28 protein-coding genes and 1 tRNA gene are annotated in these 25,334 nt (G+C 45.0%); 21 read left to right on the top strand and 8 right to left on the bottom strand.

Annotated elements, in window-relative coordinates; all coding sequences use genetic code 11:
- Window positions 1-179: 179 nt before the first annotated feature.
- From L5M40_RS00225 to L5M40_RS00175, 11 genes are all read left to right on the top strand, one after another.
- Window positions 180-524 (top strand): ArsC family reductase, encoded by a 345-nt coding sequence (locus tag L5M40_RS00225; protein WP_028760058.1) that lies wholly within the window; start codon window positions 180-182, stop codon window positions 522-524.
- Window positions 524-1,663 carry a succinyl-diaminopimelate desuccinylase gene (dapE, locus tag L5M40_RS00220; RefSeq protein ID WP_263175494.1) on the top strand — a complete coding sequence of 380 codons (1,140 nt, stop codon included), beginning with the start codon at window positions 524-526 and terminating at the stop codon, window positions 1,661-1,663. The genes L5M40_RS00225 and dapE overlap by 1 nt, the downstream gene beginning before the upstream one ends.
- Complete coding sequence (locus L5M40_RS00215) at window positions 1,657-2,370, top strand: M15 family metallopeptidase (protein WP_263175435.1); 714 nt, start codon at window positions 1,657-1,659, stop codon at window positions 2,368-2,370. The genes dapE and L5M40_RS00215 overlap by 7 nt, the downstream gene beginning before the upstream one ends.
- Before the next feature lie 112 nt (window positions 2,371-2,482).
- Window positions 2,483-3,313: an alpha/beta fold hydrolase gene (locus L5M40_RS00210; RefSeq protein WP_263175433.1), complete on the top strand. Its 831-nt coding sequence runs from the start codon at window positions 2,483-2,485 to the stop codon at window positions 3,311-3,313.
- 325 nt (window positions 3,314-3,638) lie between these two features.
- The gene (locus L5M40_RS00205) at window positions 3,639-4,817 is read left to right on the top strand and encodes a porin (RefSeq protein ID WP_263171394.1); all 1,179 of its coding nucleotides are present in this window, start codon (window positions 3,639-3,641) and stop codon (window positions 4,815-4,817) included.
- A gap of 10 nt (window positions 4,818-4,827) precedes the next feature.
- The gene (locus tag L5M40_RS00200) at window positions 4,828-5,265 is read left to right on the top strand and encodes a phosphate ABC transporter substrate-binding protein (RefSeq protein WP_028760063.1); all 438 of its coding nucleotides are present in this window, start codon (window positions 4,828-4,830) and stop codon (window positions 5,263-5,265) included.
- Window positions 5,266-5,569: 304 nt separating this feature from the next.
- Window positions 5,570-6,187 (top strand): carbonate dehydratase, encoded by a 618-nt coding sequence (can, locus tag L5M40_RS00195; protein WP_028760064.1) that lies wholly within the window; start codon window positions 5,570-5,572, stop codon window positions 6,185-6,187.
- 193 nt (window positions 6,188-6,380) lie between these two features.
- Window positions 6,381-7,568, top strand: a complete 1,188-nt coding sequence (gene kdnA / locus L5M40_RS00190) for an 8-amino-3,8-dideoxy-alpha-D-manno-octulosonate transaminase KdnA (RefSeq protein ID WP_028760065.1) — start codon at window positions 6,381-6,383, stop codon at window positions 7,566-7,568.
- A gap of 20 nt (window positions 7,569-7,588) precedes the next feature.
- Window positions 7,589-8,659 carry a 3-deoxy-alpha-D-manno-octulosonate 8-oxidase KdnB gene (gene kdnB, locus L5M40_RS00185; protein WP_028760066.1) on the top strand — a complete coding sequence of 357 codons (1,071 nt, stop codon included), beginning with the start codon at window positions 7,589-7,591 and terminating at the stop codon, window positions 8,657-8,659.
- Window positions 8,660-8,756: 97 nt separating this feature from the next.
- Window positions 8,757-9,494: an 8-amino-3,8-dideoxy-manno-octulosonate cytidylyltransferase KdsB gene (gene kdsB / locus L5M40_RS00180; RefSeq protein WP_012197229.1), complete on the top strand. Its 738-nt coding sequence runs from the start codon at window positions 8,757-8,759 to the stop codon at window positions 9,492-9,494.
- A 45-nt stretch (window positions 9,495-9,539) separates the two neighbouring features.
- Window positions 9,540-9,797: a DUF2897 family protein gene (locus tag L5M40_RS00175; protein WP_263175431.1), complete on the top strand. Its 258-nt coding sequence runs from the start codon at window positions 9,540-9,542 to the stop codon at window positions 9,795-9,797.
- 166 nt (window positions 9,798-9,963) lie between these two features.
- Here L5M40_RS00175 and L5M40_RS00170 read toward each other — a convergent pair whose 3' ends face one another.
- The 3 genes from L5M40_RS00170 to L5M40_RS00160 form a co-directional block, all read right to left on the bottom strand.
- Window positions 9,964-10,431 (bottom strand): hypothetical protein, encoded by a 468-nt coding sequence (locus tag L5M40_RS00170; RefSeq protein WP_263175430.1) that lies wholly within the window; start codon window positions 10,429-10,431, stop codon window positions 9,964-9,966.
- A 336-nt stretch (window positions 10,432-10,767) separates the two neighbouring features.
- Window positions 10,768-11,772 (bottom strand): rhodanese-related sulfurtransferase, encoded by a 1,005-nt coding sequence (locus L5M40_RS00165; RefSeq protein ID WP_028760070.1) that lies wholly within the window; start codon window positions 11,770-11,772, stop codon window positions 10,768-10,770.
- 47 nt (window positions 11,773-11,819) lie between these two features.
- Window positions 11,820-11,993, bottom strand: coding sequence for a hypothetical protein (locus L5M40_RS00160; RefSeq protein ID WP_198573292.1), 174 nt, complete (start codon window positions 11,991-11,993; stop codon window positions 11,820-11,822).
- A 144-nt stretch (window positions 11,994-12,137) separates the two neighbouring features.
- Here L5M40_RS00160 and L5M40_RS00155 point away from each other — a divergent pair, with 144 nt between their 5' ends.
- The gene (locus tag L5M40_RS00155) at window positions 12,138-12,794 is read left to right on the top strand and encodes a glutathione S-transferase (RefSeq protein ID WP_263175429.1); all 657 of its coding nucleotides are present in this window, start codon (window positions 12,138-12,140) and stop codon (window positions 12,792-12,794) included.
- Window positions 12,795-12,981: 187 nt separating this feature from the next.
- Window positions 12,982-13,179 carry a hypothetical protein gene (locus L5M40_RS00150; protein ID WP_263175493.1) on the top strand — a complete coding sequence of 66 codons (198 nt, stop codon included), beginning with the start codon at window positions 12,982-12,984 and terminating at the stop codon, window positions 13,177-13,179.
- 132 nt (window positions 13,180-13,311) lie between these two features.
- Here L5M40_RS00150 and L5M40_RS00145 read toward each other — a convergent pair whose 3' ends face one another.
- Together L5M40_RS00145 and L5M40_RS00140 are read right to left on the bottom strand one after the other, a co-directional pair.
- Entirely contained in the window at window positions 13,312-15,069 is a 1,758-nt protein-coding gene (locus L5M40_RS00145) for a SulP family inorganic anion transporter (protein ID WP_105252613.1), read from the bottom strand.
- A gap of 184 nt (window positions 15,070-15,253) precedes the next feature.
- Window positions 15,254-15,880, bottom strand: a complete 627-nt coding sequence (locus L5M40_RS00140; RefSeq protein WP_028760074.1) for a LysE family translocator — start codon at window positions 15,878-15,880, stop codon at window positions 15,254-15,256.
- Between the two features lie 92 nt (window positions 15,881-15,972).
- Between L5M40_RS00140 and L5M40_RS00135 the strand changes: the two genes are divergently transcribed.
- The gene (locus tag L5M40_RS00135) at window positions 15,973-17,331 is read left to right on the top strand and encodes a PLP-dependent aminotransferase family protein (protein ID WP_263175427.1); all 1,359 of its coding nucleotides are present in this window, start codon (window positions 15,973-15,975) and stop codon (window positions 17,329-17,331) included.
- A 207-nt stretch (window positions 17,332-17,538) separates the two neighbouring features.
- On the opposite strand, the gene L5M40_RS00130 is transcribed toward L5M40_RS00135, so the two are convergent.
- Complete coding sequence (locus tag L5M40_RS00130) at window positions 17,539-19,446, bottom strand: cation:proton antiporter (protein WP_263175426.1); 1,908 nt, start codon at window positions 19,444-19,446, stop codon at window positions 17,539-17,541.
- Between the two features lie 508 nt (window positions 19,447-19,954).
- Window positions 19,955-20,374 carry a PRC-barrel domain-containing protein gene (locus L5M40_RS00125; RefSeq protein ID WP_028760076.1) on the bottom strand — a complete coding sequence of 140 codons (420 nt, stop codon included), beginning with the start codon at window positions 20,372-20,374 and terminating at the stop codon, window positions 19,955-19,957.
- Window positions 20,375-20,659: 285 nt separating this feature from the next.
- Between L5M40_RS00125 and L5M40_RS00120 the strand changes: the two genes are divergently transcribed.
- The 7 genes from L5M40_RS00120 (at window position 20,660) to L5M40_RS00090 (ending at window position 25,085) form a co-directional block, all read left to right on the top strand.
- Window positions 20,660-20,821: a DUF3309 family protein gene (locus tag L5M40_RS00120; RefSeq protein WP_081729035.1), complete on the top strand. Its 162-nt coding sequence runs from the start codon at window positions 20,660-20,662 to the stop codon at window positions 20,819-20,821.
- A gap of 38 nt (window positions 20,822-20,859) precedes the next feature.
- Entirely contained in the window at window positions 20,860-21,201 is a 342-nt protein-coding gene (locus tag L5M40_RS00115; protein ID WP_028760077.1) for a BON domain-containing protein, read from the top strand.
- 104 nt (window positions 21,202-21,305) lie between these two features.
- Complete coding sequence (locus L5M40_RS00110; protein ID WP_219250480.1) at window positions 21,306-22,004, top strand: Crp/Fnr family transcriptional regulator; 699 nt, start codon at window positions 21,306-21,308, stop codon at window positions 22,002-22,004.
- 122 nt (window positions 22,005-22,126) lie between these two features.
- Window positions 22,127-22,894 carry a Crp/Fnr family transcriptional regulator gene (locus L5M40_RS00105; protein WP_263175423.1) on the top strand — a complete coding sequence of 256 codons (768 nt, stop codon included), beginning with the start codon at window positions 22,127-22,129 and terminating at the stop codon, window positions 22,892-22,894.
- 379 nt (window positions 22,895-23,273) lie between these two features.
- Window positions 23,274-23,450 (top strand): hypothetical protein, encoded by a 177-nt coding sequence (locus L5M40_RS00100; RefSeq protein WP_263166319.1) that lies wholly within the window; start codon window positions 23,274-23,276, stop codon window positions 23,448-23,450.
- Window positions 23,451-23,796: 346 nt separating this feature from the next.
- Window positions 23,797-24,219, top strand: coding sequence for a DUF4398 domain-containing protein (locus tag L5M40_RS00095; RefSeq protein ID WP_263175422.1), 423 nt, complete (start codon window positions 23,797-23,799; stop codon window positions 24,217-24,219).
- A complete protein-coding gene (locus tag L5M40_RS00090; RefSeq protein WP_113939593.1) occupies window positions 24,219-25,085 on the top strand; it encodes an OmpA family protein in 867 nt (288 codons plus the stop codon). Before L5M40_RS00095 ends, L5M40_RS00090 begins: the two co-directional genes overlap by 1 nt.
- Window positions 25,086-25,229: 144 nt before the next feature.
- Here L5M40_RS00090 and L5M40_RS00085 read toward each other — a convergent pair.
- Window positions 25,230-25,306, bottom strand: a tRNA-Asp gene (locus L5M40_RS00085).
- Between the last annotated feature and the right edge of the window lie 28 nt (window positions 25,307-25,334).

The following is a 25,334-nucleotide window of genomic DNA, read 5'->3' as shown; positions in this document are numbered from 1 at the left end:
AGTGTTAAAAAGTTAAACCAAAGCAAGTCACCAGCGATTATTATCTCTAGAAAATTAACGTTTTATTAATCACCAGATATCGGCAACACATCCCACTTGTGACATGCGACGCACAATGCCACAATGCCAGTAAAATCAATGCTTGCAAGCCAAGCGTCCATCCACACTGGAGCATCATTTTGACCCTCTACGGTATTAAGAATTGCGATACAGTGCGTAAAGCACGTAAATGGATTGAAAATCATCAACTTCCAGTTCATTTCCATGATTTTAGAGATGACGGCCTACGTCAAGAAGACCTCGAATTCTGGTGTAACACCTCAGGCTGGGAAACCGTATTCAATAAGCGCAGCACGAGCTTTCGTGCGCTCAGTGACGCAGATAAAACCAATATCGATCAAGCCAAAGCCATTCAACTTATGCTGACGCAACCGACACTGATCAAACGCCCCGTCTTGGTCGTCGGTGAACAAGTGCTGATTGGCTTTGATGAAGCCGCCTATAAAAGAGTATTCTCAGTATGATGCCAGCAGACAATTATCCCGTTACAGAACTAACAAAAGCGCTGATCGCCCGCCCTTCAGTAACACCGCTTGATGAAGGCTGCCAAACCTTAATGGCTGAAAGACTCAGCGCCATCGGTTTTAATATCGAACCTATGGTATTTGAAGACACCACCAATATGTGGGCTCGCCGTGGTAATGAAGGCCCCGTTTTTTGTTTTGCGGGTCACACAGACGTTGTACCAACGGGCGATGTGAGCCGCTGGCACACGCCACCTTTTGTGCCCACCATCATTGATGGCTACTTATATGGCCGCGGCGCAGCGGACATGAAAGGCTCACTGGCGGCTATGATCATTGCCACCGAGCGGTTTGTGGCTAAACATCCCGATCATCGTGGCTCTATCGCCTTTTTGATCACCAGTGATGAAGAAGGTCCGTTCATCAACGGCACGACGCGAGTCATTGATACCTTAGAAGCGCGCAATGAGAAGATCACCTGGGCATTAGTCGGCGAGCCTTCATCGACCCTAAAGCTGGGCGATGTGGTCAAAAATGGTCGCCGCGGCAGCTTAACTGGCAACTTAACCGTGAAAGGCATTCAAGGCCACGTGGCCTATCCACACCTTGCCGATAATCCAATCCACAAAGCCGCGCCTTTCTTGGCCGAGCTAAGTCAAATGCACTGGGATAATGGCAATGAGTTCTTTCCGCCCACCAGCTTCCAAATCGCCAATATTAATGGCGGCACAGGTGCATCAAATGTGATCCCTGGCGCACTGGAAGTGATGTTTAACTTCCGTTACTCCACCGAAGTGACCGCCGAAATCTTGATTGAGCGAGTTGAAACTCTATTGAAAGCCTATGAGCTAGATTACGATATCAGCTGGATTTTCAATGGCCTACCATTTTTAACCGGTGATGGTCCGCTATTAGATGCTACCCGTATCGCGATCCGCCAAGTCACAGGTTATGAAACCGATCCGCAAACCACAGGCGGCACATCAGACGGTCGCTTTATCGCGCCAACGGGCGCCAAAGTGTTAGAGCTTGGCCCTGTCAACGCCACCATTCATAAAGTGAATGAATGCGTTAAAGTGGATGACCTTGAGCAGTTAGCTCTGTGTTATGAAGTCATTTTGGAACAATTACTGTGTTAGCACATCTTAAGATCCGCCCCGAAACCGCAAAGCTTTACGGCTTAAGCTCCCCTGAATTGGTGGATTATTTAAGCCCGTATCACCTTGGTTATCATTGCTTTGGGTTAGAGGAGAACACAGCTATCGCCTTTAAGTCTATGGCGGCAAAAGCTGAAGATGCGGGCATAAAACTCGCGATTTGCTCGGCTCATCGTCCCTTTGAACGGCAACTGGCAATTTGGAATGCCAAGGCTAGCGGTAAACGCGCGGTATTGGATGCCAATGAGTTACCGGTCAATATTCAGGGCTTAAGTGACGATGCCATAGTTGACTTGATTTTGCTCTGGTCGGCGTTGCCCGGCGCTTCACGCCACCATTGGGGTACCGATCTCGATGTGTTCGATGCGGCTCAAATTGATGTTAAAGCCCTGCGCCTTGTTGAAGCTGAATATGTTCATGGTGGTCCCTGCGCTAAATTGCATGCTTGGCTGGTAGAAAATGCCCATGATTTTGGCTTTTACTTCCCGTTTCAGCAGGGACAAAGTGCGGTAAGTCCTGAGCCTTGGCACATCAGCTATTTCCCTGTAGCGCAGTTATTGTTGCCACAATTCGATCGCGCCGAACTGGCAATCCTGTTAGAAAACAGTGATATGTTGCTAAAAGATGCAGTACTCGCCCGATTAGACAGTCTAATAGATGAATACGTGCTGCGTATCGCTCAGCCCTAATCACGAAATACTCGCCAAGGTCAGTCAAGACAGGTTAAGCCTAGCGCTATATCGTCAAAATGGGCGCCAAAATGCGGTTTAACACAATGATATATTTGATAAAGTAGGTTTTATGGATTTTTCTTCACACCGTCAGCAGCTTGTTATTGCCGATCGAAAATTAAGTTACCTTGATGTCGGCTCAGGCCCTGTATTGTTGTTTGGGCACAGTTATTTATGGGATAGCGCTATGTGGGCGCCTCAAATTGCCACCTTAAGCGCCCAGTATCGCTGCATAGTGCCTGAACTTTGGGGCCATGGTCAGTCAGATTTACTGCCCAATAACTGCAAAACGCTACTCGATATTGCCGATCAAATGCTTGAGCTAATGGATGCTCTTGAGATAACTCACTTTAGTGTTGTCGGACAATCTGTCGGTGCTATGTGGGGCGCAGAATTGGTACTGAAAGCACCAACAAAAGTGAAAACCCTCGTTATGCTCAACAGTTTTATCGGCTTCGAACCCGAAGTCACCCGTGCGAAATATGATGGCATGCTGGATATGATTACCGCCGCTAAGGCGATCCCTGCGCCGCTGATCAGTGCGATTTCACCTTTATTCTTCGCCAATGATGCCGCAAATAACACTCCCGAACTGGTTACGGGCTTTGAACAGTCACTTGCCAGTATCACAGCGGAGCAAATCCCTACGATAGTTAAACTTGGACGAATGATTTTTGGTCGTCGCGATACCATGGAATACGCCGAGCAATTGACGCTGCCCTGCCTCATCATGGCTGGCGTGGAAGATAAGGCCCGCAGCGTATTGGAAAGTTACCTGATGAGTGATGCCATTGACGGCAGCCAACTTGTGCATATTCCTGCAGCAGGACACATATCAACTCTCGAACAAGCGGAATTTATTAACCAACATTTAGCCGATTTTCTGGCTAAACATTATTAATCAATTACTAAATCTACGCTTCAAGGTGCGAAAACTCGCATCTTGAAGATAAGTATTTCTACTTAGCACATGTTACTAAGATGTGCTTATATCAATATTGCTCACCCATACTTAATTCCTATTTTATGGATAAAAACATTAGGCTTTACTTTATTAAAGTCTGTTATTGAGCACGCCTCGTTTCATTAAACTCACCTGTGAAACCTCTATTAACAAGTAAAGACCTTGTTTTTGTTCCAAGCGGCTTAAAAAATGTTGCACAAAGGTGAAATCTACTAATTATCAACTACCTTTATACTGTATTCCCTCAACAAGGTATTCTGCCATGAGAAAAAGTACAGTTGCCCTCTGCGTATTCAGCACACTTTATATGCCGTCTCTTTATGCCGATGTTCAAATAAATGGATTTGCCTCTATTGTCGCGGGCTCGAGTCTAAGTGACGATAAAAGCTATTATGGTTACGATAAAGAACTCGATTTTAATAATGATTCCAAAGTTGCCTTACAATTTACCGCCGATCTTGGTAGTGGCTTAAGAGCTACTGCACAAGTGCTATCCAGAGGCAGTAACGATTATAGCGCTGAATTCGAATGGGCTTATATCTCCTATGACATCAGCGACAAACTTATGCTTATGGCAGGTCGCCAACGTTTTAATCTCTATAAATACTCCGATTATATTGATGTAGGCTATGCCTATCATTGGATCACTCCGCCCCGCGGAGTTTATTCACTGCCATTTAATTCAGGTGAAGGTGTAGGCTTAGTTTATGCCGATTTATGGGGAGATACCGAAGTAGGTTTGACCTATAAATACATTACCACTTCAGTTTCTGACTACTCGCCTACGGGTTCATCAACACCTCCTGCGCCCTTCTCCGCCGAGGGCCACATAATGAACTTTAACTTTGTAACCTATGGGTTTGAGTACGGTTTAAATATTGGCATAGTTACCGATTTCTCCTACGAATTACCCGCACTGCTTGGCTTAGGCAATGCAATTTCTCAAACCGGACTCTTTACTCAGCAAGTGGTTGATGATCTTTTACCGATTAATGACAGCGCGTTACTCATTGGCGCGAATGTTAAATATGATGCTGAAAAATGGTTTATTTTGGCCGAATACACGCGAATTGATGTCGATCCCAGTAGCTTTAATATTCAAGATTCAGCCTTTGTTTCCGGCGGGATCCGCTATCACGATTTCACCTTCCACTTAACCTACGGTATTGATAAAGGTGAGCCCCAATACGATGCCTATGACGCTATGTTACCTGTTTACAATGGTCTGCCACCGGCAAACCAAGCTGCACTCGCACCGCTTGTTTTTGGTACACAAGCGGCGCTTGAAGCACAACAGGAAGACAGCGCCTACTACATCATAGGCACCCGCTGGGATTTCCATCCTTCTGCCGCACTGAAACTAGAGTACACCAACTACAGTAACGACAAACCGTCCTCCGATGAACAGTTGCTGAGTATGGCAATAGACTTAGTTTTTTAAGGAGTTAAGCATGAAACTATTAATAAGTTCTCGGTTGATGATAAAAACCTTAGTCGCCAGTGCGCTTCTACTTGGCAGTGCCTGTGTTCAAGCCGAAATTGCCGTCGTGGTGCACCCTTCTAATACGTCAGAAATTAGCGCTGCGGATATTTCACGGATCTATTTAGGCAAACTCAAGTCTTTCCCCAGTGGTGGCACTGTCGTCGCACTCGATCAACCTGAAGGCACGCCCGCACGTGATGCCTTTGTTAAACAGATCCTTAATAAAACCGAGAGTCAGTTAAAAGCCTATTGGTCAAAACTTGTCTTTTCAGGCCAAGGTCAACCGCCCAAAGTCGTCGACTCCAGCGCTGAAATGCTCGCATTGATTGCCGCCAATCCCAATATGATCGGATTTGTTGACGTCAGCGAAGTCAACGATAGCGTGAAAGTGATCAGTAAGTTCTAACCCATACGGCATCATCCTTGTCCGCCTTAACCTGTGGCGGACAAGGTTTCCACTCAGCATTTGTGCGATATAAACAACAAACACACTATCAAAATCAAATGGTGCTTGAACCCTCAGAGAGGGCTTATCCATTTGCAGTACTATTAAGAAAAAATAATCTCGATTTTTCAATATCCTGATTCAAACCTTAATTGGATAGACCAGCAGATCCAAATTTGCTGGTATACTCTTGCTAAAAATGTGCTGCTTGCATGAATTAGAGCATGAGAAGACATTTTATATGTCAATAAAACAATAGGTTAAAATGAAACTACTCAAACCTTTATTCGACAATAACCGCCGCTGGGCCGGACGTATACGCCAAGAAAATCCTGATTTTTTTGAACAATTAGCGAAACAGCAACATCCTGAATACCTGTGGATTGGCTGCTCAGATAGTCGCGTACCCTCAAACCAAATCATTGATCTTATGCCCGGTGAAGTCTTTGTTCACCGTAATATCGCCAACATGGTGATCCATACCGATCTTAACTGCTTATCTGTACTGCAATACGCCGTCGATGTGCTCAAGGTGAAGCATATTATGGTGGTGGGTCACTACGGCTGCGGTGGTGTGCGCGCGGCCATGGGTCAGCAACGCTTAGGACTCATCGATAACTGGCTCGGGCATTTACGTGATATCTATCGTATTTATCAAGAAGAATTACAACAGATGGACGAAGCCAAACGTTTTGATCGCCTGTGCGAGCTAAACGTGATTGAGCAGGTTGCTAATGTGACCAGTTCAACCATAGTGCAAGAAGCTTGGGATCGCGGCCAAGAAGTGGCGGTACACGGCTGGATTTACGGCATTGATAACGGTTTACTGACAGATTTAGATGTCACGGTTGACCGTGAACATGGTTTAGCCAATCCACGCTAACAGCCTGAATATAGGCTTTCAACCCTTAGCTGAGTGTCATCTATGCTCAGATAAAACCTGCCCCTGTGCAGGTTTTTCTTTTTCCATGACAATTTTCAGCAATAAAACATCGCAAGGGTCTATTACGCCAGTTATAATCCGCCAGTTAATTGCAGGCGACCTATGCGCCACAAATTCTAAGGAGATACCTTCCATGCCCGGTTTTGAATTATTTGGTCCTGAAGAGAAGCAGGAAGTCGCTGACGTTATGGAAAACGGTTTTACCTTCCGTTACAACTTCGACCATATGCGTAATGATCGCTGGAAGACGCGCGATATGGAGCAACTACTTTGCGAGAAGATGAACGTGAAGCATGCTCACCTTTTATCAAGCGGTACTGCTGCGCTGCAAACGGCCATGATGGCTGCAGGCATTGGTGCTGGCGATGAAGTTATCGTGCCACCTTTTACCTTTGTAGCCTCAGTTGAAGCGATTTTTATGGCAGGCGCTATTCCGATTTTTGCCGAAATCGATGAGACATTGTGTTTATCTCCAGAAGGTATCGAAGCCGCGATTACCCCACGCACTAAAGCCATCAACTTAGTGCACATGTGCGGTTCTATGGCGAAGATGGACGAGATCAAAGCCGTCTGTAAAAAACATAACTTACTGATTTTAGAAGATGCTTGCCAAGCCATCGGTGGTAGCTACAAGGGCCAAGCCCTAGGTACTATCGGGGATGTGGGTTGTTACTCATTCGATTCAGTCAAAACCATCACCTGTGGTGAAGGTGGCGCTGTGATCACTAACAACACAGAAATCTACAACAATGCGCACATGTTCTCAGATCATGGTCATGACCATATTGGTAAAGACCGCGGTGCAGAGTCACACCCTATCATTGGCTTGAACTTCCGTATTTCGGAAATGAATGCCGCCTTAGGATTAGCGCAGTTACGTAAACTCGATACCATTATCGATATTCAACGTAAAAACAAAAAGACCATTAAAGATGCAATGGCCGCTATCCCAGAAGTCACCTTCCGCCAGATCCCAGATCCAGAAGGCGACTCGGCTGGCTTCTTAACCTTTATGTTGCCAACCGAAGCGCGCACGCAAGAAATCAGCAAAAAACTGGCTGAAAACGGCGTTGATGGCTGCTTCTACTGGTATGTAAACAACTGGCATTATTTGAAAAACTGGAAACACATTCAGGAGCTTAAGGCATCTGCTGCGTTGCCAATCACATTAATCGCCGACAGACCTGACTATACTCAAGTTTCTGTGCCTAAATCCGATGCCATTATGAGCCGCACGATTTCTATGCTCATCAAGTTGTCTTGGACCGATGCTCAGATCGCCGAGCGTATCGAAAACATCAAGAAAGCATTTGCCCAATAATTCTACGGGAGTTTGTTGCAATGAGTTTTAAGAATTTTAAAGTAGTTGAAAAAATGATCTTCGGCCGTGGCTCATTCGTCCAGTTGGATGAAGTGTTAGCTGCTGAACGTAAAACCGCCGACGACTTCGTGGTGTTTTTAGTCGATGACGTGCATCAAGGCAAAGCCCTTGAGGGCCGCATTCCAGCTAAAGCACAAGACATGATAATTTGGGTTAACGTTGATGAAGAGCCAAGCACAATTCAAATCGATGCCCTGACTGAACAAGTTCAAGCTTTCAATAGCAAACTGCCAGTGAGCGTCGTCGGTTTAGGTGGCGGTTCAACCATGGACGTAGCTAAAGCAGTATCGCTGATGCTGACAAACCCAGGTGGCTCTGCTATGTATCAAGGTTGGGACTTAATCAAGAACCCAGCGGTACACCACATTGGTATCCCAACGATTTCTGGTACTGGTGCAGAAGCGTCACGCACCGCCGTATTATGTGGTCCAGTACGTAAGCTAGGCCTGAACTCAGATTACACAGTATTCGATCAAATCATCATGGATTCTGAGTTAATCGAAGGCGTAGAAACGGACCAATGGTTCTATACAGGTATGGATTGCTATATCCACTGTGTTGAATCTTTACAAGGTACCTTCTTAAACGAGTTCTCTAAATCCTACGCTGAAAAAGCCATGGATTTATGTCGCCAAGTGTACTTAGACGACCACGTAGAAAAAGACGACAAGCTAATGATGGCGTCTTTCATGGGCGGCATGAGCATAGCGTATAGCCAAGTGGGTGCCTGTCATGCGGTTTCTTATGGTCTGTCTTACATCCTGGGTTACCACCATGGTATTGGCAACTGTATCGCCTTTGACGTGTTAGAAGAATTCTATCCAGAAGGTGTTGAAGAGTTCCGTCTGATGATGAAGAAACATAACATCACGCTGCCGAAGAACATCTGTAAAGATCTGCCAGACGAAACCATAGCGAAAATGGTTGCCGTGACTAAGAGCATGGGTCCACTATGGGCTAACGTTTACGGCGCGGGTTGGGAAGAGAAAGTCACAGATGAAATGTTGACTGCTCTGTTCCGTCGTATCTAAGCTCTAACACATGTTAAAAGGGCTCAATTGTGAGCCCTTTTGTCTATATGCATTGTATATCTACACTGTATATCTTTGATAAAAGTAGGATAATTTGATGAATGTGACTCTGTTAATCCCGGCTCGTTACGGTTCAAGCCGCTTCCCGGGCAAACCCTTAGCCCCGATTAACGGCAAGCCAATGATCCAACACGTGTATGAACGCGCGTCGTTAGCCAAAGGCCTCACCAATATTTACGTCGCTACCGATGATGATCGCATTAAAGCGGCCGTTGAAGGTTTTGGCGGCAAAGTAGTCATGACCAGCCCAGATGCAGCCTCGGGTACAGATCGTATCAATGATGCAATAAACCAACTGGGACTAAAAGATGACGACTTAGTGATCAACCTACAGGGCGATCAACCTCTTATTGACCCAACCTCTATCGAGCAAGTCATCAGCCTCTTCGAGCGTCACCCTGGTGAGTTTGAAATGGCCACCTTAGGCTTTGAAATCGTCAATAAAGCCGAGCTTGACGATCCTATGCATGTGAAGATGGTGTTCGATAACAACAACTACGCCTTGTATTTCTCTCGTTCGCGTATTCCTTTTGGGCGCGATACTCAAGATTACCCCGTTTATAAGCACTTAGGTGTGTATGCTTATACACGCAAATTCGTACAGGCCTTCGCCGCCCTACCATTAGGTCGTCTAGAAGATCTGGAAAAACTCGAGCAATTACGTGCATTAGAGTACGGCCATAAGATCAAAATCGCCATTAGCGCCTTTGATTCTATTGAAGTTGATACGCCAGAAGACATTCGTAAATGTGAGCAACGTTTAGCGGTTGATTAATCGCCCGTTAGGTGTGCGCGAGTCAATTCGAAACAGGAGCTGAGTATGTCGACCTTAGAAGTCTGGATCATTATTATTTTGATCGTCGGTGTCATCGCCAGCAATCTTGCTGCGTTGAAGTACAGTGCTAAGTTCAAACTGCCGCAGTTCGGTCAACATGGTAAAGATAAGCAGATAAAGTCAGATACTGCCAAGCCTTCGGCAGCAGACAATGATGCCGATGCGGCTTCAAACAAACCAAGTTCAGCGGACTCAGAACCCAATAAAGCAGATCAAAGCAAAACTGAACCACCTAAGCGCTAAATTCAATGGCGGCTTTTAAAGAGTGAGTCTAAAGATGGCTCTTGAACACGTCTTTTAAAGACTGCGCTATAAACACTGAGCAATGACGTTCGCAAACATAGAAAAGGCGCCACAGGCGCCTTTTTTGTCTCTCAAATAACAAGCTAGTCAATGCCACTCATCAGCCTTAGGCTTTTTTCGCTGATGTGCGACTCAATGGCTGCTCCTCAAGGTGCGCCACTAAAAAGACTAAAAAGCGAAACAGGGATTTAATCTTAAGATCATGATTTTTATTGGGCTCAGCCGCGACTAACTTCTGCAGCGATTTGATTCTAGCGTAAGCATTCTCGACTAAAGCGTCGTTCTCTTTACCGACATATTTATTAAACTCGGCAAATTCACCAATAAATTTCAGTGTCACTTTACGGCGATTTAACGTAGTGAGTGCTGCGCCCTCTTTCAGTTTTGCCTCAAAAATACTGTATTCTAAACCGCTGGCGATCGCGCTTTGCGATAAACAGCTGCTTAACGCATCGGCCAGAAAACCCAAATTGGCTTTTAACTCGAAGGCAATCGCCTGCTTACTGGCGCTCGATTGCTGCCAGCGACTGCGTTCCTTATCGAAAATATCGTATAGCTCTTTCCAAATGCTCATGCGCTTTGCCTACCTTGCACTGAATCGCTCCCTTCGTATATAGCACTCGACTTTTTTGAAATGCTAGCGTTGTTAATACTAACGTTTTTAATACTAGCGACTGAAAGTTATCATAAATTTAAGGTTTTCGGCATAGCGCTATGATAAATAATGGTTTAAAAATGAGTTAAAGCACATTCACACTAAAACTAAAATCGGCATAAAAAATGGCCCGAACGAGTCGGGCCAGAGTGCAAGCCATATTCACTGTGAGAGCCATGTGAAAACTGCCCGAGTGAGAAACAAGCTCAGTGCAAACTCATGACTAACTTGCAGCTCATCCAATGAAATATAAAGTTAAAGCGCTTGCGATTTTTTCGCGTTATTTTTCTCGGCGGCGAGTCGACGCTGCGCTTCTTTTTTCTCACGGCGCGCTTCAATCACTTGATTCACATCGCTACCGATATGCGCTTCATTACGGGCCTTAGCCAAATTCACTTGACGTTCACGCTCAACGAAACGTTTACGCTGCTCGTCAGAAATTTTATCGATACAATGTGGGCAACTGACACCTTGCACATAGGCAGGGCTCTGTTTTTCAGCTTCAGTGATTGGCATACGGCAAGCATTACATTGATCGTATTGGCCTTTCTTCAAGTCATGGTTCACTGCAACGCGGTTATCGAATACGAAGCACTCGCCTTCCCACAAACTTTCTTCCGCTTTCACTTCTTCAAGGTATTTAAGAATACCGCCTTCGAGATGATACACCTCATCAAAGCCTTGCTCTTTTAAATAAGCAGTTGATTTCTCACAGCGAATACCGCCAGTACAGAACATGGCGACCTTCTTATGTTTAGCAGGATCAAGATTCTGCTTCACATATTCAGGGAATTCTCTGAAGGTTTCAGTCACAGGATTAATGGCATTTTTGAAAGTGCCGATTTGCACTTCATAGTCGTTACGGGTGTCGACTAAAATCACGTCAGGATCCGAAATCAGCGCATTCCAATCTTGAGGCTTCACATAGGTGCCAACCACTTTAAGTGGGTCAATACCTTCAACGCCCATAGTCACGATTTCGTTTTTCAGTTTGACTTTAGTGCGGTAGAACGGCATTTCATCGTCAAATGATAACTTGTGAACGATATTATCTAGGCCATTTTGGCTATTAAGCCACACTAATAACGCTTCAATAGCTTCTTGAGTGCCAGCAACTGTGCCATTGATCCCTTCACTTGCGAGGAGCAGAGTGCCTTTGATCTCGGCCTGTTCCATCATAGCAAGCAATGGCGCTCGGATAGATTCAAAATGCGGTAACGACACGAATTTATATAACGCACATACGACAACTTTAGCCATAACACCCTCTTTGCTGGCTGGAACTTAATTTCCAGTGCATAAACAAATCAATCATCTGCAGCCTTGCTGCAGATCCCAAAAATAGCGCGGAATTCTACCTGAGTCACAGCAAGATAAACACAGATAAAATACAGGGTCTTTAATTCTTTACGCACAGTGGTGAGAAAAATCATTCTATGATGACAAATTAAGCAGAAATCCCAGTATGAAAGCGTTACCATCTGCGCCCTTTGAATATTGCATGATTGGCACGCAACATTCGCATTGGCATACTCGCGTCGTCAATAAGCATGCATAAACATGCTGACGTCAGCTTTAGTCGCATCAACTTCCACGCATGGCGCCGCACAGTAGAGGAAATCCGAATGACTCTAGCCGTCTTATACACCTTCCGCCGTTGCCCCTATGCAATGCGAGCACGTTTGGGACTCTTATTAGCCCAATGCAATGTTGAAGTCCGTGAAATCACCCTTAAAGCCAAACCACCACAAATGCTAGCGGCCTCACCTAAGGGGACTGTGCCAGTATTAGTGCTAGCGAACGGTGAGGTGATTGCCGAAAGTCTTGAGATCATGCGCTGGGCACTCACGCAAGCAGATCCCTTAGAGCTATTGTGTCAGCAAAGTCCTGCTATTGAAGATAAAATGGCACAACTTATCGCGCAAAATGATCAGCAATTTAAACCATGGCTTGACCGCTATAAATATGTCGACCGTTACCCTGAGCAAACGCAAGCTTATTATTATCAGCAGGCGAGTCATTTCCTCCTGCAACTTGAAACATGCTTAGGGCAACACCCCTTTTTAGTCGCCGATACACCTCGCCTTGCCGACTACGCAATCATACCTTTTGTACGCCAGTTTGCCGCAGTGGATCTTAAACGTGCGCTTAGTGATGATTTTCCGCGAGTCGCCGCTTGGCTGAATCGACTTATTTCGAGTGAAATATTTATTCGTGCGATGGAAAAATATGTGATCTGGGACGCTAGCCATTCTCCAACTTGCTTGTTAGGAGACGTGTAAGCCAATAAGATTTAAAGATTATTTTTATTTTATGTTATAGCCATCGGTAAAATATTCGAGTAAGGTATTTGCCACTAGGTAACTAATTTAGCTAATCGTAGCTAGACAATCTTCTCAAGAAAAGTAACCACGCCTAAAGACTCAAGGACGTGAATGATAGAACACAAGGATAAGACAGTTGGAAAATATGGATATTAATATCGTTATTATGCTTGGGGGCCTGGTGCTATTGCATTGTCTATTTGCCCTTCGGGCTTTCAAGAGTAAAGTGGATCTCAGCACTAACAAAAAGTGCTTATGGTGCCTACTGAGTCTGATACTCGGCCCTATAGGTTATTATGGTTTTCACGGTTTTATTCCCCTAGATAGAATTCTCAAAGACTAAACGGTAAAACTGAATACTTTCAAAAAGCTAGTCATCCAATTGATTTAATTATCAAATTAAGACAAAAAAATAGCGCAACCTTAAGCTGCGCTATTTTATGACCCAGTTTAATCAAACAAGGCATTCAGTTAACTACAAATGACTGTGCAACAATACCGAGTCATCAGGAACTTTTTGGATCACAGGTGCTTGCCCTTCAGCCAAGGCTTGTTTATAGCTTTGATTCATTTTAAGGGCGAGATACAAATCTGGCCGGATCAAAATACCACCTTCCCCTGTCTGCATGCCCGCTTGCTCAAACCAACTCAGCATCTGCCGTTTACGTCCCGCAAGCACTAAACGAACGCCACGTTTTTTAAGCAGTTGATGCAAATCAGCCAACATGGCCATCACACTTAAATCTAAATGGGTAAAACAAGGCACTGCATCAATAATGATGCAATCGACCGGCTCAGATTCCCGAATAAACTTTTCCAGTAAACGGCGCTTAAAATACGTCGCATTAAAGTAAGTTAACGGCGAATTAAAGCGATATATAAATACTCCTGGAACCGATTTAGCTTTACCCGATTCATCGACACTGCGGATAACGCCCTTATGATCTAAACCAAGCACTTGATCCGTAGGCCGCATCACAGTAGCGAGGAACTGGAATAAACCCAGTAATACAGCCAAGGTTATCCCAGGGATAACCCCAATAAACAACACGGAGAACAAGGTGATACAGGCAAGTAGAAAAGCAGACCTATCCCGCACTCGCAGATTCCACAGTGACTTTAAATCGATAAGCGAGATAGAGGCAATCACCAGTACCACACCTAAGGCTGCACTGGGGATGAACTTCAAAGGCGCAGTGAAAAATAGCGCCACAACACCAATCAATACCGCCGCAATGATAGACACTAACTGGCTCTTACCACCATTGGCATCATTAACCGCAGTGCGGGAATCCGCGCCGCTCACCGCAAAACCTTGAGATATGGCAGACGCTATATTGGCTATACCTAACGCCCTGAACTCTTTATCGGCATCTATATCGTAACCGTTTTTTGCCGCAAAGCTTCGAGCCGTCAACATCATGCTCACAAAGCTCACCATGGCTAAGTTAAGCGCTGGTACCACAAGCTCACGGGCGATACCTAAATCAAATACAGGCGCTTGGAATGAAGGTAATCCCGAGGTCACTTCTCCGACGACGCTAATATCAAAGCTCGTCAGGTTAAACACCCAAACAAGGAAAGCTGCCATCGCCATTGCGCACATAGAAGCAGGCCATTGTGGACGAAACCGTTTCACTAAGGCATAAGTCGCTAGCGTCACAATCCCCATTGTCAATGTCGGCCAATGGGTTTTGGATAAGTAAGAAGGCGCACCGCTGAGGCGTTCGATTAGATAACGCTCATCGAAGGTAAAACCGAATATTTTTGAAAACTGTCCCACGATAATGGTAATTGCAACACCATTAAGCAGTCCCATCAAAATCGGTTTTGATAGAAAATCGGCGAGAACCCCTAGCCTAAAACGACTCGCAATCAAGCACCAAAAGCCTGTCATGGCCGTCATGGTCATCACTAACTGCCAGTGCTTCATGCTATCCCCTGCAGCTAGGGGCGTGACAACCGCGGCGATAACAGCACAAGTCGCCGCATCTGGACCCACGATTAATTGTTTTGAGGTGCCAAATAGTGCGTATACCAACATTGGTAATACGCAGGAATACAAACCCACGGCAGCATTCACACCAGTGAGCTGGGCATAAGCAATCGCTACGGGTAATGCCACAGCGGCAACGGATAAGCCTGCGCGCACATCATCCCTAAGCCATTGCTTTTCATATTGTAATAATTGCGCCAATCCCGGCATAAACGAAATCAAACTAGGGAACTTCACTCGGCAACCTCCATATACACACTATCAAGATAAGCAACAAGTATAACTGAGACTGAAAATGTTCAGCTAAAAGGTCATTACCTAAAAAGCCATCAATAGTATGTTGGTTATGGCATAAAGCCAATCATTACGCGAGTGTCTTCCTCAGAATATTTATAGGGTTAGGCACTTAATTCAAGCCAAGCTAGCGTAATATCATAGGTAATGACACTAAGAGCAAGCTGCCCATAAACCAATTAAAATGGCGCTTACGTCTATCGGTATTGAGTTTCTTACTGATCGCGGCACCGACAAATACCCAAGTAAATGATGCAGGAAATCCCACTATGTTGAACATTAATACGCCAAGAAACGCACTCAACCAAAAGCCATCGCCACTTAATGTAAAAGCGCTACACAGGGTAATCGTCGACATCCAAGATTTAGGGTTAATCCATTGAAATAATGCAGCTTCAATGAGCGTCATAGGTTTTCGTCCATCATCCAAATGCGTGCTCTGCACTGGCGACGTCACTAATTTGTACGCGAGATACAGCAAATATGCTAAAGCGAAATATTTCAATACTTGGTGCAATACCGGTAATGCTTCAAACAAGGTACCGAGGCCGAATAATACCGCAAGATGTAAAGAGGTCGAACCCAAGCGGATCCCTGCAATATGTGGCACGGTACGCAGCACACCAAAATGCGCTCCAGAGCTAGCTAAGAGAATATTGTTCGGTCCGGGAGTCATTGTCATCGTCGCGCAAAACAGCGCGGTCGAGGCCATTAAAGTCCATAATTGTGGATCATAAAGCAGTGCAGTATTCATATTCGCCTTAAATTGTATGCATACATTTGTTGACATAAAAAGATGCAATAAATAATATACGGAGAATATTAGAGATCAATGGATTTATTGTCATGGGTACAATCTGGACGCCAGACCTAACGACTTTTTCAGGCCCGAAATATCAGCGCTTAGTCAGTGCCATAGAACAAGGCATTTTGCAGAAGGTGTTAACCCAAGGCAGTAAACTGCCACCGCAGCGCCGTTTAGCTGATGCCTTAGGCATCACAATTGGCACTGTGACCCGCGCCTATGCATTGGCGGAACAAAGAGGTTACGTCGAAGCGCGTGTGGGAGATGGCACCTATGTCAACGCCTCCCCTGTACCTGAAATGGGTAACGTACAATTGAATATGGCGACCTGTCAGCAACCACTCACAGATCAAATCAGCACCCTAAGCGATTGCCTCAGCCAATTAGCGAAAGACCCCAATAAATTGAGTCAGTTACTCGGTTATCGCGCCAGTCCATTAGATCAACACCAACAAGTGTTCCACCAATGGTTAAACCAACGCGGCATACAGCAAACGCCCGAGCAACTAGTCTTTACCCATGGCGGCCAGCAAGCCATTTTTGCCTGTTTGAGCGCATTTTTATCCACAGGCGATGTACTGTTACACGAGCAATACAGTTATCCAGGCGTGAGAATTTGTGCTAAACAGCTTGGCCTCACTAGCGTTGGTGTGCCCCTTACCCTCGAAGGATTAGATCTGCCGCGCTTTGAAGCCCTATTACAGATCCACAACCCTAAATTAGTCTATCTCACACTGAATAATCAAAACCCCACTTGCATTCAGTACAGTGAATCACAGCGGCAGAAAATCCTTGAATTATCAGAGCAATATCAATTCTATATCATTGAAGATGACGTGAATTATTGTTTACCTGAAGAATGGCATTCGCCCCTGTGGCAATTAGCAAAACAGCTGGCGATCCCAAGGGTGATTTATATTTCCAGCCTGTCAAAATTGTTTTCTGGCGGCTTAAGGCAAGGTTTTATTCTGGTTCCTGACCCCCTTATCGCCCAAGTGCGACTCGCTATTCATAGCCAATGCTGGATGGTGTCGCCGCTGAATATTGAAATTGCCTGTCAGTTGATAAAGAAAGGTCATATCACTGCAGAACGAGATACGCTCGTACGTCAACGCCAAAGTCACTGTATCGCTATGGGCGAACGGCTGGGATTAACCCAAACTTGGCGAGGGTTAAACGGTTGGATACAACTGCCAGAAGATATCAAAGCCCATCATCTCGTTACCGCACTGGCCGCAAAAGGCATATTAGTCCGTAATGGTGATGACTTTAATTGCCATGACAATTTTATCCGCTTGAGCCTTGGTGGCGCCGAAAACGAAACTCAATTCAATATCGCGGTTGAATGCATAGAGTCGACCATACGTTCCTTAGTGCAAAATGCTTATTCAGTAGTGTAATGACTGCTTGTATAAGAGCTAACTTTCTGCATAAACATGGCTTTCTAGCCAAGTCATTTTAATACTCTTTTTTGGGCTGTAATCTATAGCTGCAGTAAGATTGGCCATAAAACTTACGCAGCTATGATGCCTTGAATGTGCTATTTGAGAAATATTCTTCAGCTAGTCAAAAAATATTTCGATAATAAATCGTTTGGTAACATTGACTTATCCAATAGCCTCATCACCTTCGCTTTCATGCTCTTCCACTTTTACCTTTGCTAAAGCAGATTCTGCGGCTTTTTCTTGGGCTTCCCGATCTGCAATTGCTTGCTGCACTTTGGCTTCTTCTAAGGCTTCAATTGGCAATAGACTGATAAGCTCAATGCCATTCGGAAATACGGTATCATTACCCGAAACAACGACGACCTTACCTTCTTTCGTCAGGTAAACCAGTGGTATTGCCGTCTCACCGTAACGTTTACGAAAATGTTCAAAGCTGAAGTTTTCGGTTAAATTCGTTACTTTAAGTTGAGCGCCTTTCGCCATTAGGCTGGCTATCTTGGCATACGACACTGCATCACCAAACAAACATAAACGTTGCTTATAACTTTCAGAGAGCTGGTGGCGTGCACTGCCAACTTCGGTATTATTAAGACCAAAAACTTTTTTAGCACCAAAAAAGTCTTGGAAATGAAAGCTCACTAACGGGTTTAACTGTCGGTAAGGTGAAATAATCAATACGCGGCCAATTCCAGTTAAATCCATATAAGTTTCAGCATGTTCCGAAACAGGATTACCAAAATACACTGGAATATTATCCATACGCGCGAGCCTAATGTTGTCCCAGTTATTATCAGCCAGTAGCACTTTGACATCTTTGGCTTTTAAAATTTTCGCTAACTCTCTGGAAAATTTAGAGGCACCAAAGATCAATAAACCTTGGGCAGAATCGGCTTTAACCCCAAGAAATCGTGCCCAACGTCCCGCCGTTAAACTTTGGACCACTACAGTGCCGATAATAATTAAGAACACTAAGGGCACAATTGCATCTGCGCCCTGCACATTGTTGGCTTCTAACTTGATTGCAAATAAAGAAGATACCGCCGCGGCCACAATACCTCGAGGGGCAATCCAGCATAAAAACCACTTATCCGCTTTCGACAGAGATGTGCCTATACCAGAAGCCCAAATACTCAGCGGTCGTGCCAATAACATGGTCACAGCTAAAACACCCAGTCCACCCCAGCCTAAGCCGAGCATGGCGTTAGAATCTAATCGCGCCGCCAGTAAAATAAACAGTGCAGAAATCAACAGTACGGTTAATGTTTCTTTAAATTCAAGGATTTCAGCAATATCCACACCACGCATATTCGCAAGCCAAATGCCCATAACCGTCACAGTCAATAAACCCGATTCTTCTTGTAATAGGTTCGAGCCGACAAAGATACCCAGCATTAAGGTCAAAACGGCTGTATTACGCAGATAGTGTGGCAATAGGTTGTGTCTTAAGATTTGTCCCGTTAGATAACCCGCTACTGCGCCAAGTCCTAATCCGAGGGACAACATAGAGCCTAAGGCATAGAGCACATGCGTCGTTTGATCGCTAGCAACGGTTATGTATTCAAAGACTAACACTGCGAGCAGCGCACCTATTGGGTCAATCACTATACCTTCCCAACGCAAAATACTCGCCAGCTGGGATTTAGGACGCACACTTCTGAGCATTGGCACGATAACCGTAGGTCCAGTCACTACCACTAGCGCCCCAAAGAGCAATGCAATTTCCCAACTAAAATCCAGTAAATAAAAGGTGGCCGTACTGATACAGGCCCAAGTGATCACGGTACCGATAGTCACAAGATGCGTCACCATACGACCATGATCTTTGATTTCTTTAAAGTTAAGAGTCAAAGCCCCTTCAAATAAAATCACGGCGACCCCGAGGGAAATTATCGGAAAAAGCAAATCACCAAAAATCGCATCAGGATTGAGGAATCCAAGCACTGGGCCTAAAGTGAGCCCACATAGCAACAAGGGTAAAATCGCTGGTAACCGCAGTTTCCAGCCAAGCCATTGACAAAATAACGATAGCACTCCAATTAGCGCTAGCATGCCAGTAATGTGTTCAACCATATAAATCCTTTAGATAACTGAGCTAAATACTAATGAGCTTAGCTTTAATGACGCAGATGACAACAGCATGAACAGTAAGCTGAAATTATCTATTCGATATATCCACTGTTAAATATGACTCTTCCCTCATCACCTATGGAGAAAAATCAAGAAAACGGAGCAATCTAGCGACATCAAGTAAAATAAGCTGTAGTACAAATCCGAAAACATCAGATTTACCTTAAATAGGGATTTAAACTTAAAATAGAAAAACAAAAAAGCCTTATCTTTCGACAAGGCTTTAATCATTTGATGAAGCGAAGACATTGATCAGCGATACACGCTGGTGACTTTCGATAATACGCTAGCTCAAACTTTTATCGTTATTAGGTTACAACCATGGCGATAAGCAAATCCCTAACAACTAAAATGCGTGTGGGCCCTACTCACTTGATAGGCACAACCACACTTATACATATTTACCGAATCCAAATAATAACGCAGGGGATAAATCCCCTGCTTAACACCATTAATCCCTACGGCTACCGTAGTAATCGTGCAGTTCGTTTTCCCATTCAACATCTTTCATATTGGGCCAATGGCCTTTGTCAAACCCCGGCGCCGTTTTGAGTCGCTCTAATGAGATGTCCATGACAAAACATTTTTGCTCATGATTAAGTGTCAGCATCTTCCAAGGCACTGCAAACAGCTTTTCTCCAAAACCAAAATAAGTACTGAACGACAGTACCGCATACCCGACGTGGCCCGTTTCCACTTCAAGCATAATTTCTTTGATATCCCCTAAAGTTTCACCAGAATTATTAACAACATTATTGCCGATAAGTGTTTCAGCGCCCATCAGATATGGGCCGGGTCCTTGTGCCAATGATGGAGAAGCGAACTGTGGATTGTTGTAAATGCCGTAAACATCGCGATCATGATAATTCATGTTGTTGACCTCTTTATTAGCGCAGCCCATGAAACTGGACAACGGAATAAGTGAAATACCAAACGTTGGTTTCGAATTGAACATGTCCGTCATTGGACATAAGTTAGAGTATGCATCTCTACAATCACTCGCTCTGTTCGGCATACCGCTTATCAGTTAATGCGAATATAAACACATCGACTCGTCAGATCCCTGTAAGTGCGCCACCGTACCGACATCCCATTTGTTACGGCACAGACTCATGTTACCCAGTGCAAAATTGCACCGGTATTAGGAAGATTAGCCATGTCTATTGCGACTATTTTATTGATTATTTTAATTTTGTTATTTCTCGGCATGCTCCCCACTTGGCCCCATAGCCGAAACTGGGGTTATCGTCCTGGTGGACTTATAGGCATAGTGCTACTGGTGCTGATTATATTGCTGTTAACGGGACGCGTTAGCTAATGCCCCCATTTTTACTCTTTATCAAAAAGGATAATCTGATGAGAACAATTAAAATGTTAAGTATCTTCCTGCTGGCTCTAGGCTTAGTCGCCGTGGCCAGTTGCAGTTCTGCATACAACAAAGAAGGTACTGGCGAGTATTTAGACGACAGTGTGGTCACCACCAAAGTGAAAGCTGCCATTTTAGGTGATAAAAACTTAAGTGTGGCCGAGATTAATGTTGAAACCTTTAAAGGCGTGGTCCAGCTCAGCGGGTTTGTTAAATCGCGTGAAGATATCAATACTGCGGTAAAACTAACAAGCAAAGTCCCCGGCGTTATTTCAGTCAAAAACGATATGCAACTAAAATCTGGCGCACCTTCACCGCAACTAAAAAACTAGTCATTTAATCTCCATCATTCCGCAGCCCCGTTCTGATGCTGCGGCCCTTCTTTTTGCAGCAGATTTTCTGGTGCCAAGTCAATGCCACCACAGGTTGAACCGCTATGCCCACTCAACACCAAGACACATTAGCCCCACAAATTCAGAACCGATTAATCCGTCATCTGCCAGTGGTGGAACAAGCGGATTTATTATCGCAAGCTGAGTTAGTCCAACTTAACTTTGCCGACTTACTGTGCAAGCCTGGCGAGTCATATCAATATGTCTATTTTCCCTTAACGGCTTTTATTTCTTTGATTGCTAAACTCCCCAAACATCCGGCATTGGAAATGGGTTTGATTGGTTACGAAGGTATGCTTGGAGCGACGACTTTGCTGGGCACTCGGCAAGTGCCTTCCGAGGCGATAATCCAAGGTTCTGGCCAAGCTTGGCGGCTCCCCATTGAAACCTTTGAAAACTTACTCGCTCAAAATACCAATCTGAAGCAAATAGTAGAGACTTATCTATACACCTTGTTATGCCAATTATCACAAAATGCAGTCTGTGCCCATTTTCACTCCATTGAGTCTCGGCTAGCACGTTGGTTGCTAATGAGTCACGACCGAATTCAGACTGATGAGTTATATCTAACCCATCAATTTTTAGCCGACATGCTGGGTGTTAGGCGAAGCAGTATTACCGAGGCCGCAGGCAATTTACAGACCCGAGGCAGCATTTCATATAATCGTGGACGGTTACATATTCTTGATCGACAAGCTCTACTTGCCCGTTGCTGCAGTTGTTATCACTCAATGCGCACTTAAGTGCATATTTTTCACTCAACGATTCAAAAAACCTGCCATTATGTTCGCTACCGTACATAGCATAGGTGTTTCTCGCTGTAGCCTGAGTTAGCGACATCATCAAACAAGGACACGCTATCATAATGGACACACTAACACTGAAATCTGTATCAGAGCGCCCGCCACCGGAAACTCACTTACCGCCAGAATCCAATCGGTTGTTATGTGAATTGCCAGAAGAAGTCAAACAACGTATTTTCCCGCATCTGGAACTGGTTCCATTAGAACTCGGACAAGTAGTCTGTGAAGCAGGTTCAAAGCAGCGTTATGTGTATTTCCCGCTGGACTCGATTATTTCGCTGCTGTATGTGATGGAAAATGGGGCATCCGCTGAAATTGCCGTCGTTGGCAATGATGGTATGGTCGGCGTTGCCCTGTTTATGGGAGGAGAAAGCACCACGACTCGCGCTGTAGTGCAAAGTGCTGGCGTTGCCTATCGATTGTTTGGTCAGCGGCTTAAAGACGAATTTAACCGTCATGGCGCCCTGCTCCATCTGTTACTACGTTACAGTCAGGTGCTACTGACCCAAATGGCCCAGACCGCAGTTTGCAATCGCCACCATAGTATTGAACAGCAACTGTGTCGTTGGTTACTGCTTTCGATAGATAGGCTGCCCGATGATCGCGTGCTGATGACACAGGAATTGATTGCCAATATGCTCGGCGTGCGTCGTGAAGGTGTCACCGATGCGGCAGGCAAACTGCAACGCATGGGAATAATCAATTACAGTCGAGGGAATATTGAAGTGGTAGATCGCGCGTTACTAGAACAAACCTGTTGTGAATGTTACGCAGTCGTTAAGCGGGAATCAGAGCGGCTGATGCCACCTCAACAAGCGCAGCAAACATAAACGTACTGTGGTATAAAAATACACATAACGGATGGCTAGACCACTCGTACAACAGCCATTCTATCGTTATCCCATATGCCACTTCAGTACTATAACCACACTGGTACTGCAGAGCATAAACAAAATAGGCAGTCATCAACGCCCGACACGCCAACATGGCGCAAACTGATGCTGCCTAATATCCAACACATTATCTTTGTAATCAATTTATTATGGTTACCCATATTCGCCTGCCCAGCAAACAAAAAACGGGCCGTTCAGCCAATATTGCCACCACTAATCCCATGCGCGCTAACGCACAGACGTTCAATATTTAGCAGGTCATGCTGAATGTACGGTTCATGCACTCTTGCACTACACTGGGTTACTTGAGGTTTATATGAAAAAATTCACAGAACAACATAAATCCGTCGATAACGATGCACAGAATTCCGACACCAACAAAGCCAATCCTCCCGTCGTAGCCCGCAACCGTCAGATGATCAAAACCACAGTTGCGGATAAAGCTAAACAAGACGTGGATACCAGTAAAAGCACACAAAATAAGCGAGGTTGAAGAACTTAAATCAAACGACAAGGAAGGTAACTGGACTGAAAAAGAGCCAAATCATCACTCGTTAGACTAGGACGTGACGAACAAACAGGGAAAAGTTTCATTGATTAAGTGCAAAAACTAAACCTTGCAGTAACACACTGCGTTTAGCTCAAGCCGATGCAATCCTTACTGTGTCGGCCCTCTTTAACTCAGAGGAGTAGATCATGAATTTCCGTGGCGTCAAATTACTCACTCATACCAACTGGCTCAAAAATGAGGCTATTCACCAGCATATTTAACTGTGCATGGTGGAATAACAAACCTAAAGACCACACTCTGGACACTGTTTCCGAGAAAGGAATTTCAAATGAACATCAATAAAAATCAACAACCACAGCAATATCCAATCAGTCTACAGCGAGCCAAGCACTTCTTATTGGCAGGTTGTATTGCAACAGCGCTCGTGGGCTGCAGTTCAACGCCATTGACTAAGACCGCAGAAATGGAACGGGCTGAACACACCATTGCCCGCGCAGAGCAAGCAAGAGTCGGCCAATATGCCTCAAATGAACTGGCACAGGCCAGACTTAAACTTCAATCTGCAAGCAGCACATTACTCAATATGGACACTGTCAGCGCCGATCGTTACGCCATAGAGGCGAGCCTTGAGGCCGAATTGGCCCAAGCTCGCGCTGAGCTGGCACAAGCCAATAGCGTCAATAATGAAATGAAAAACAATATCAGCATACTGCAGCAAGAAATGTTGCGCCGTTCAGGAGGAATTCAGTAATGAAAAAACCTATCGTTTCATCGGGTCTGCCTTTACGTTTTAGCCGCCATCTACTGGCATATAGCCTAATCCTAAGCACAGTAGCAGCTTGTAGCAGTACGCCTAAAATAGCTGAAGGCATCGGTGATATCCGTACAGAACTTAATAAACTGCAAGCGAATAATGAACTGGCAATTTTAGCCCCTGCTGCCATTAAACAAGCTGAAGAAGCCGTTCGCGCTGCTGAACAACCGGTAAAAGATGAGCAACAATCACAGCACCTAGTGTTTGTTGCTGATAAGAAAGTCAATATTGCCTTAGCTCAAGCGCAGAGCCGCTTTGCCGAAGATCAACACAAAGTCCTCGCCAAAAAACGCGATGACGCCAGATTGGATGCTCGCACCACAGAGGCCAATCAAGCCCATCAAGATGCGCGCCTAGCCCGTGCTGATGCTGCAGATGCGCGTCAGGAAACGACCGAACTGCAAGCCCAGCTCACATTGCTGAATGCTCGTCAGTCAGAACGTGGTTGGGTCGTAACCTTAGGTGATGTTTTATTTGACACTGCCAAAGCGGATCTTAAGTCATCGACCAGTCAACATCTAACCAACCTAGCGAACTTTCTGAACAAGTATCCCGCGCGTGGTGCCATGATTGAAGGGTATACAGATAGTGTAGGCAGTGAACAATACAATCTGGGTTTATCGCAGCAAAGAGCTGATAGTGTTAGCCATTTTTTACAGGGAAAAGGGATCCAATCCAATCGGCTCAGTAGCCTAGGTAAAGGTGAAAGCTCACCTGTTGCCAATAATGAGTCCGCCAGTGGCCGCCAGCAAAATCGTCGGGTTGAAGTCATCCTCACCGACACAGCACAGGCTCCACAGTAGCCATCACTTAATCCTATTAAGATTTCAGCGTGATCCTTGCTGAGATTTGAATCGAGTCTCATCGATAATAAGGTGAACAGCGCAGAAATTAAGGAGATCAGTAAAAAGCAAAAAGCCCCATCTTTCGATGGGGCTTTTGCAATTTGGCGGAGCGGACGGGACTCGAACCCGCGACCCCCGGCGTGACAGGCCGGTATTCTAACCAACTGAACTACCGCTCCAAATTCTTCCATATCCAAATATTTGACA

It is taken from the genome of Shewanella sp. SM68, assembly GCF_025653925.1.
Taxonomy (GTDB): Bacteria; Pseudomonadota; Gammaproteobacteria; order Enterobacterales; family Shewanellaceae; genus Shewanella; species Shewanella oncorhynchi.
The sequence above is the reverse complement of the archived record's forward strand: the minus strand, read 5'-3'. Positions and strand labels throughout refer to the sequence as shown.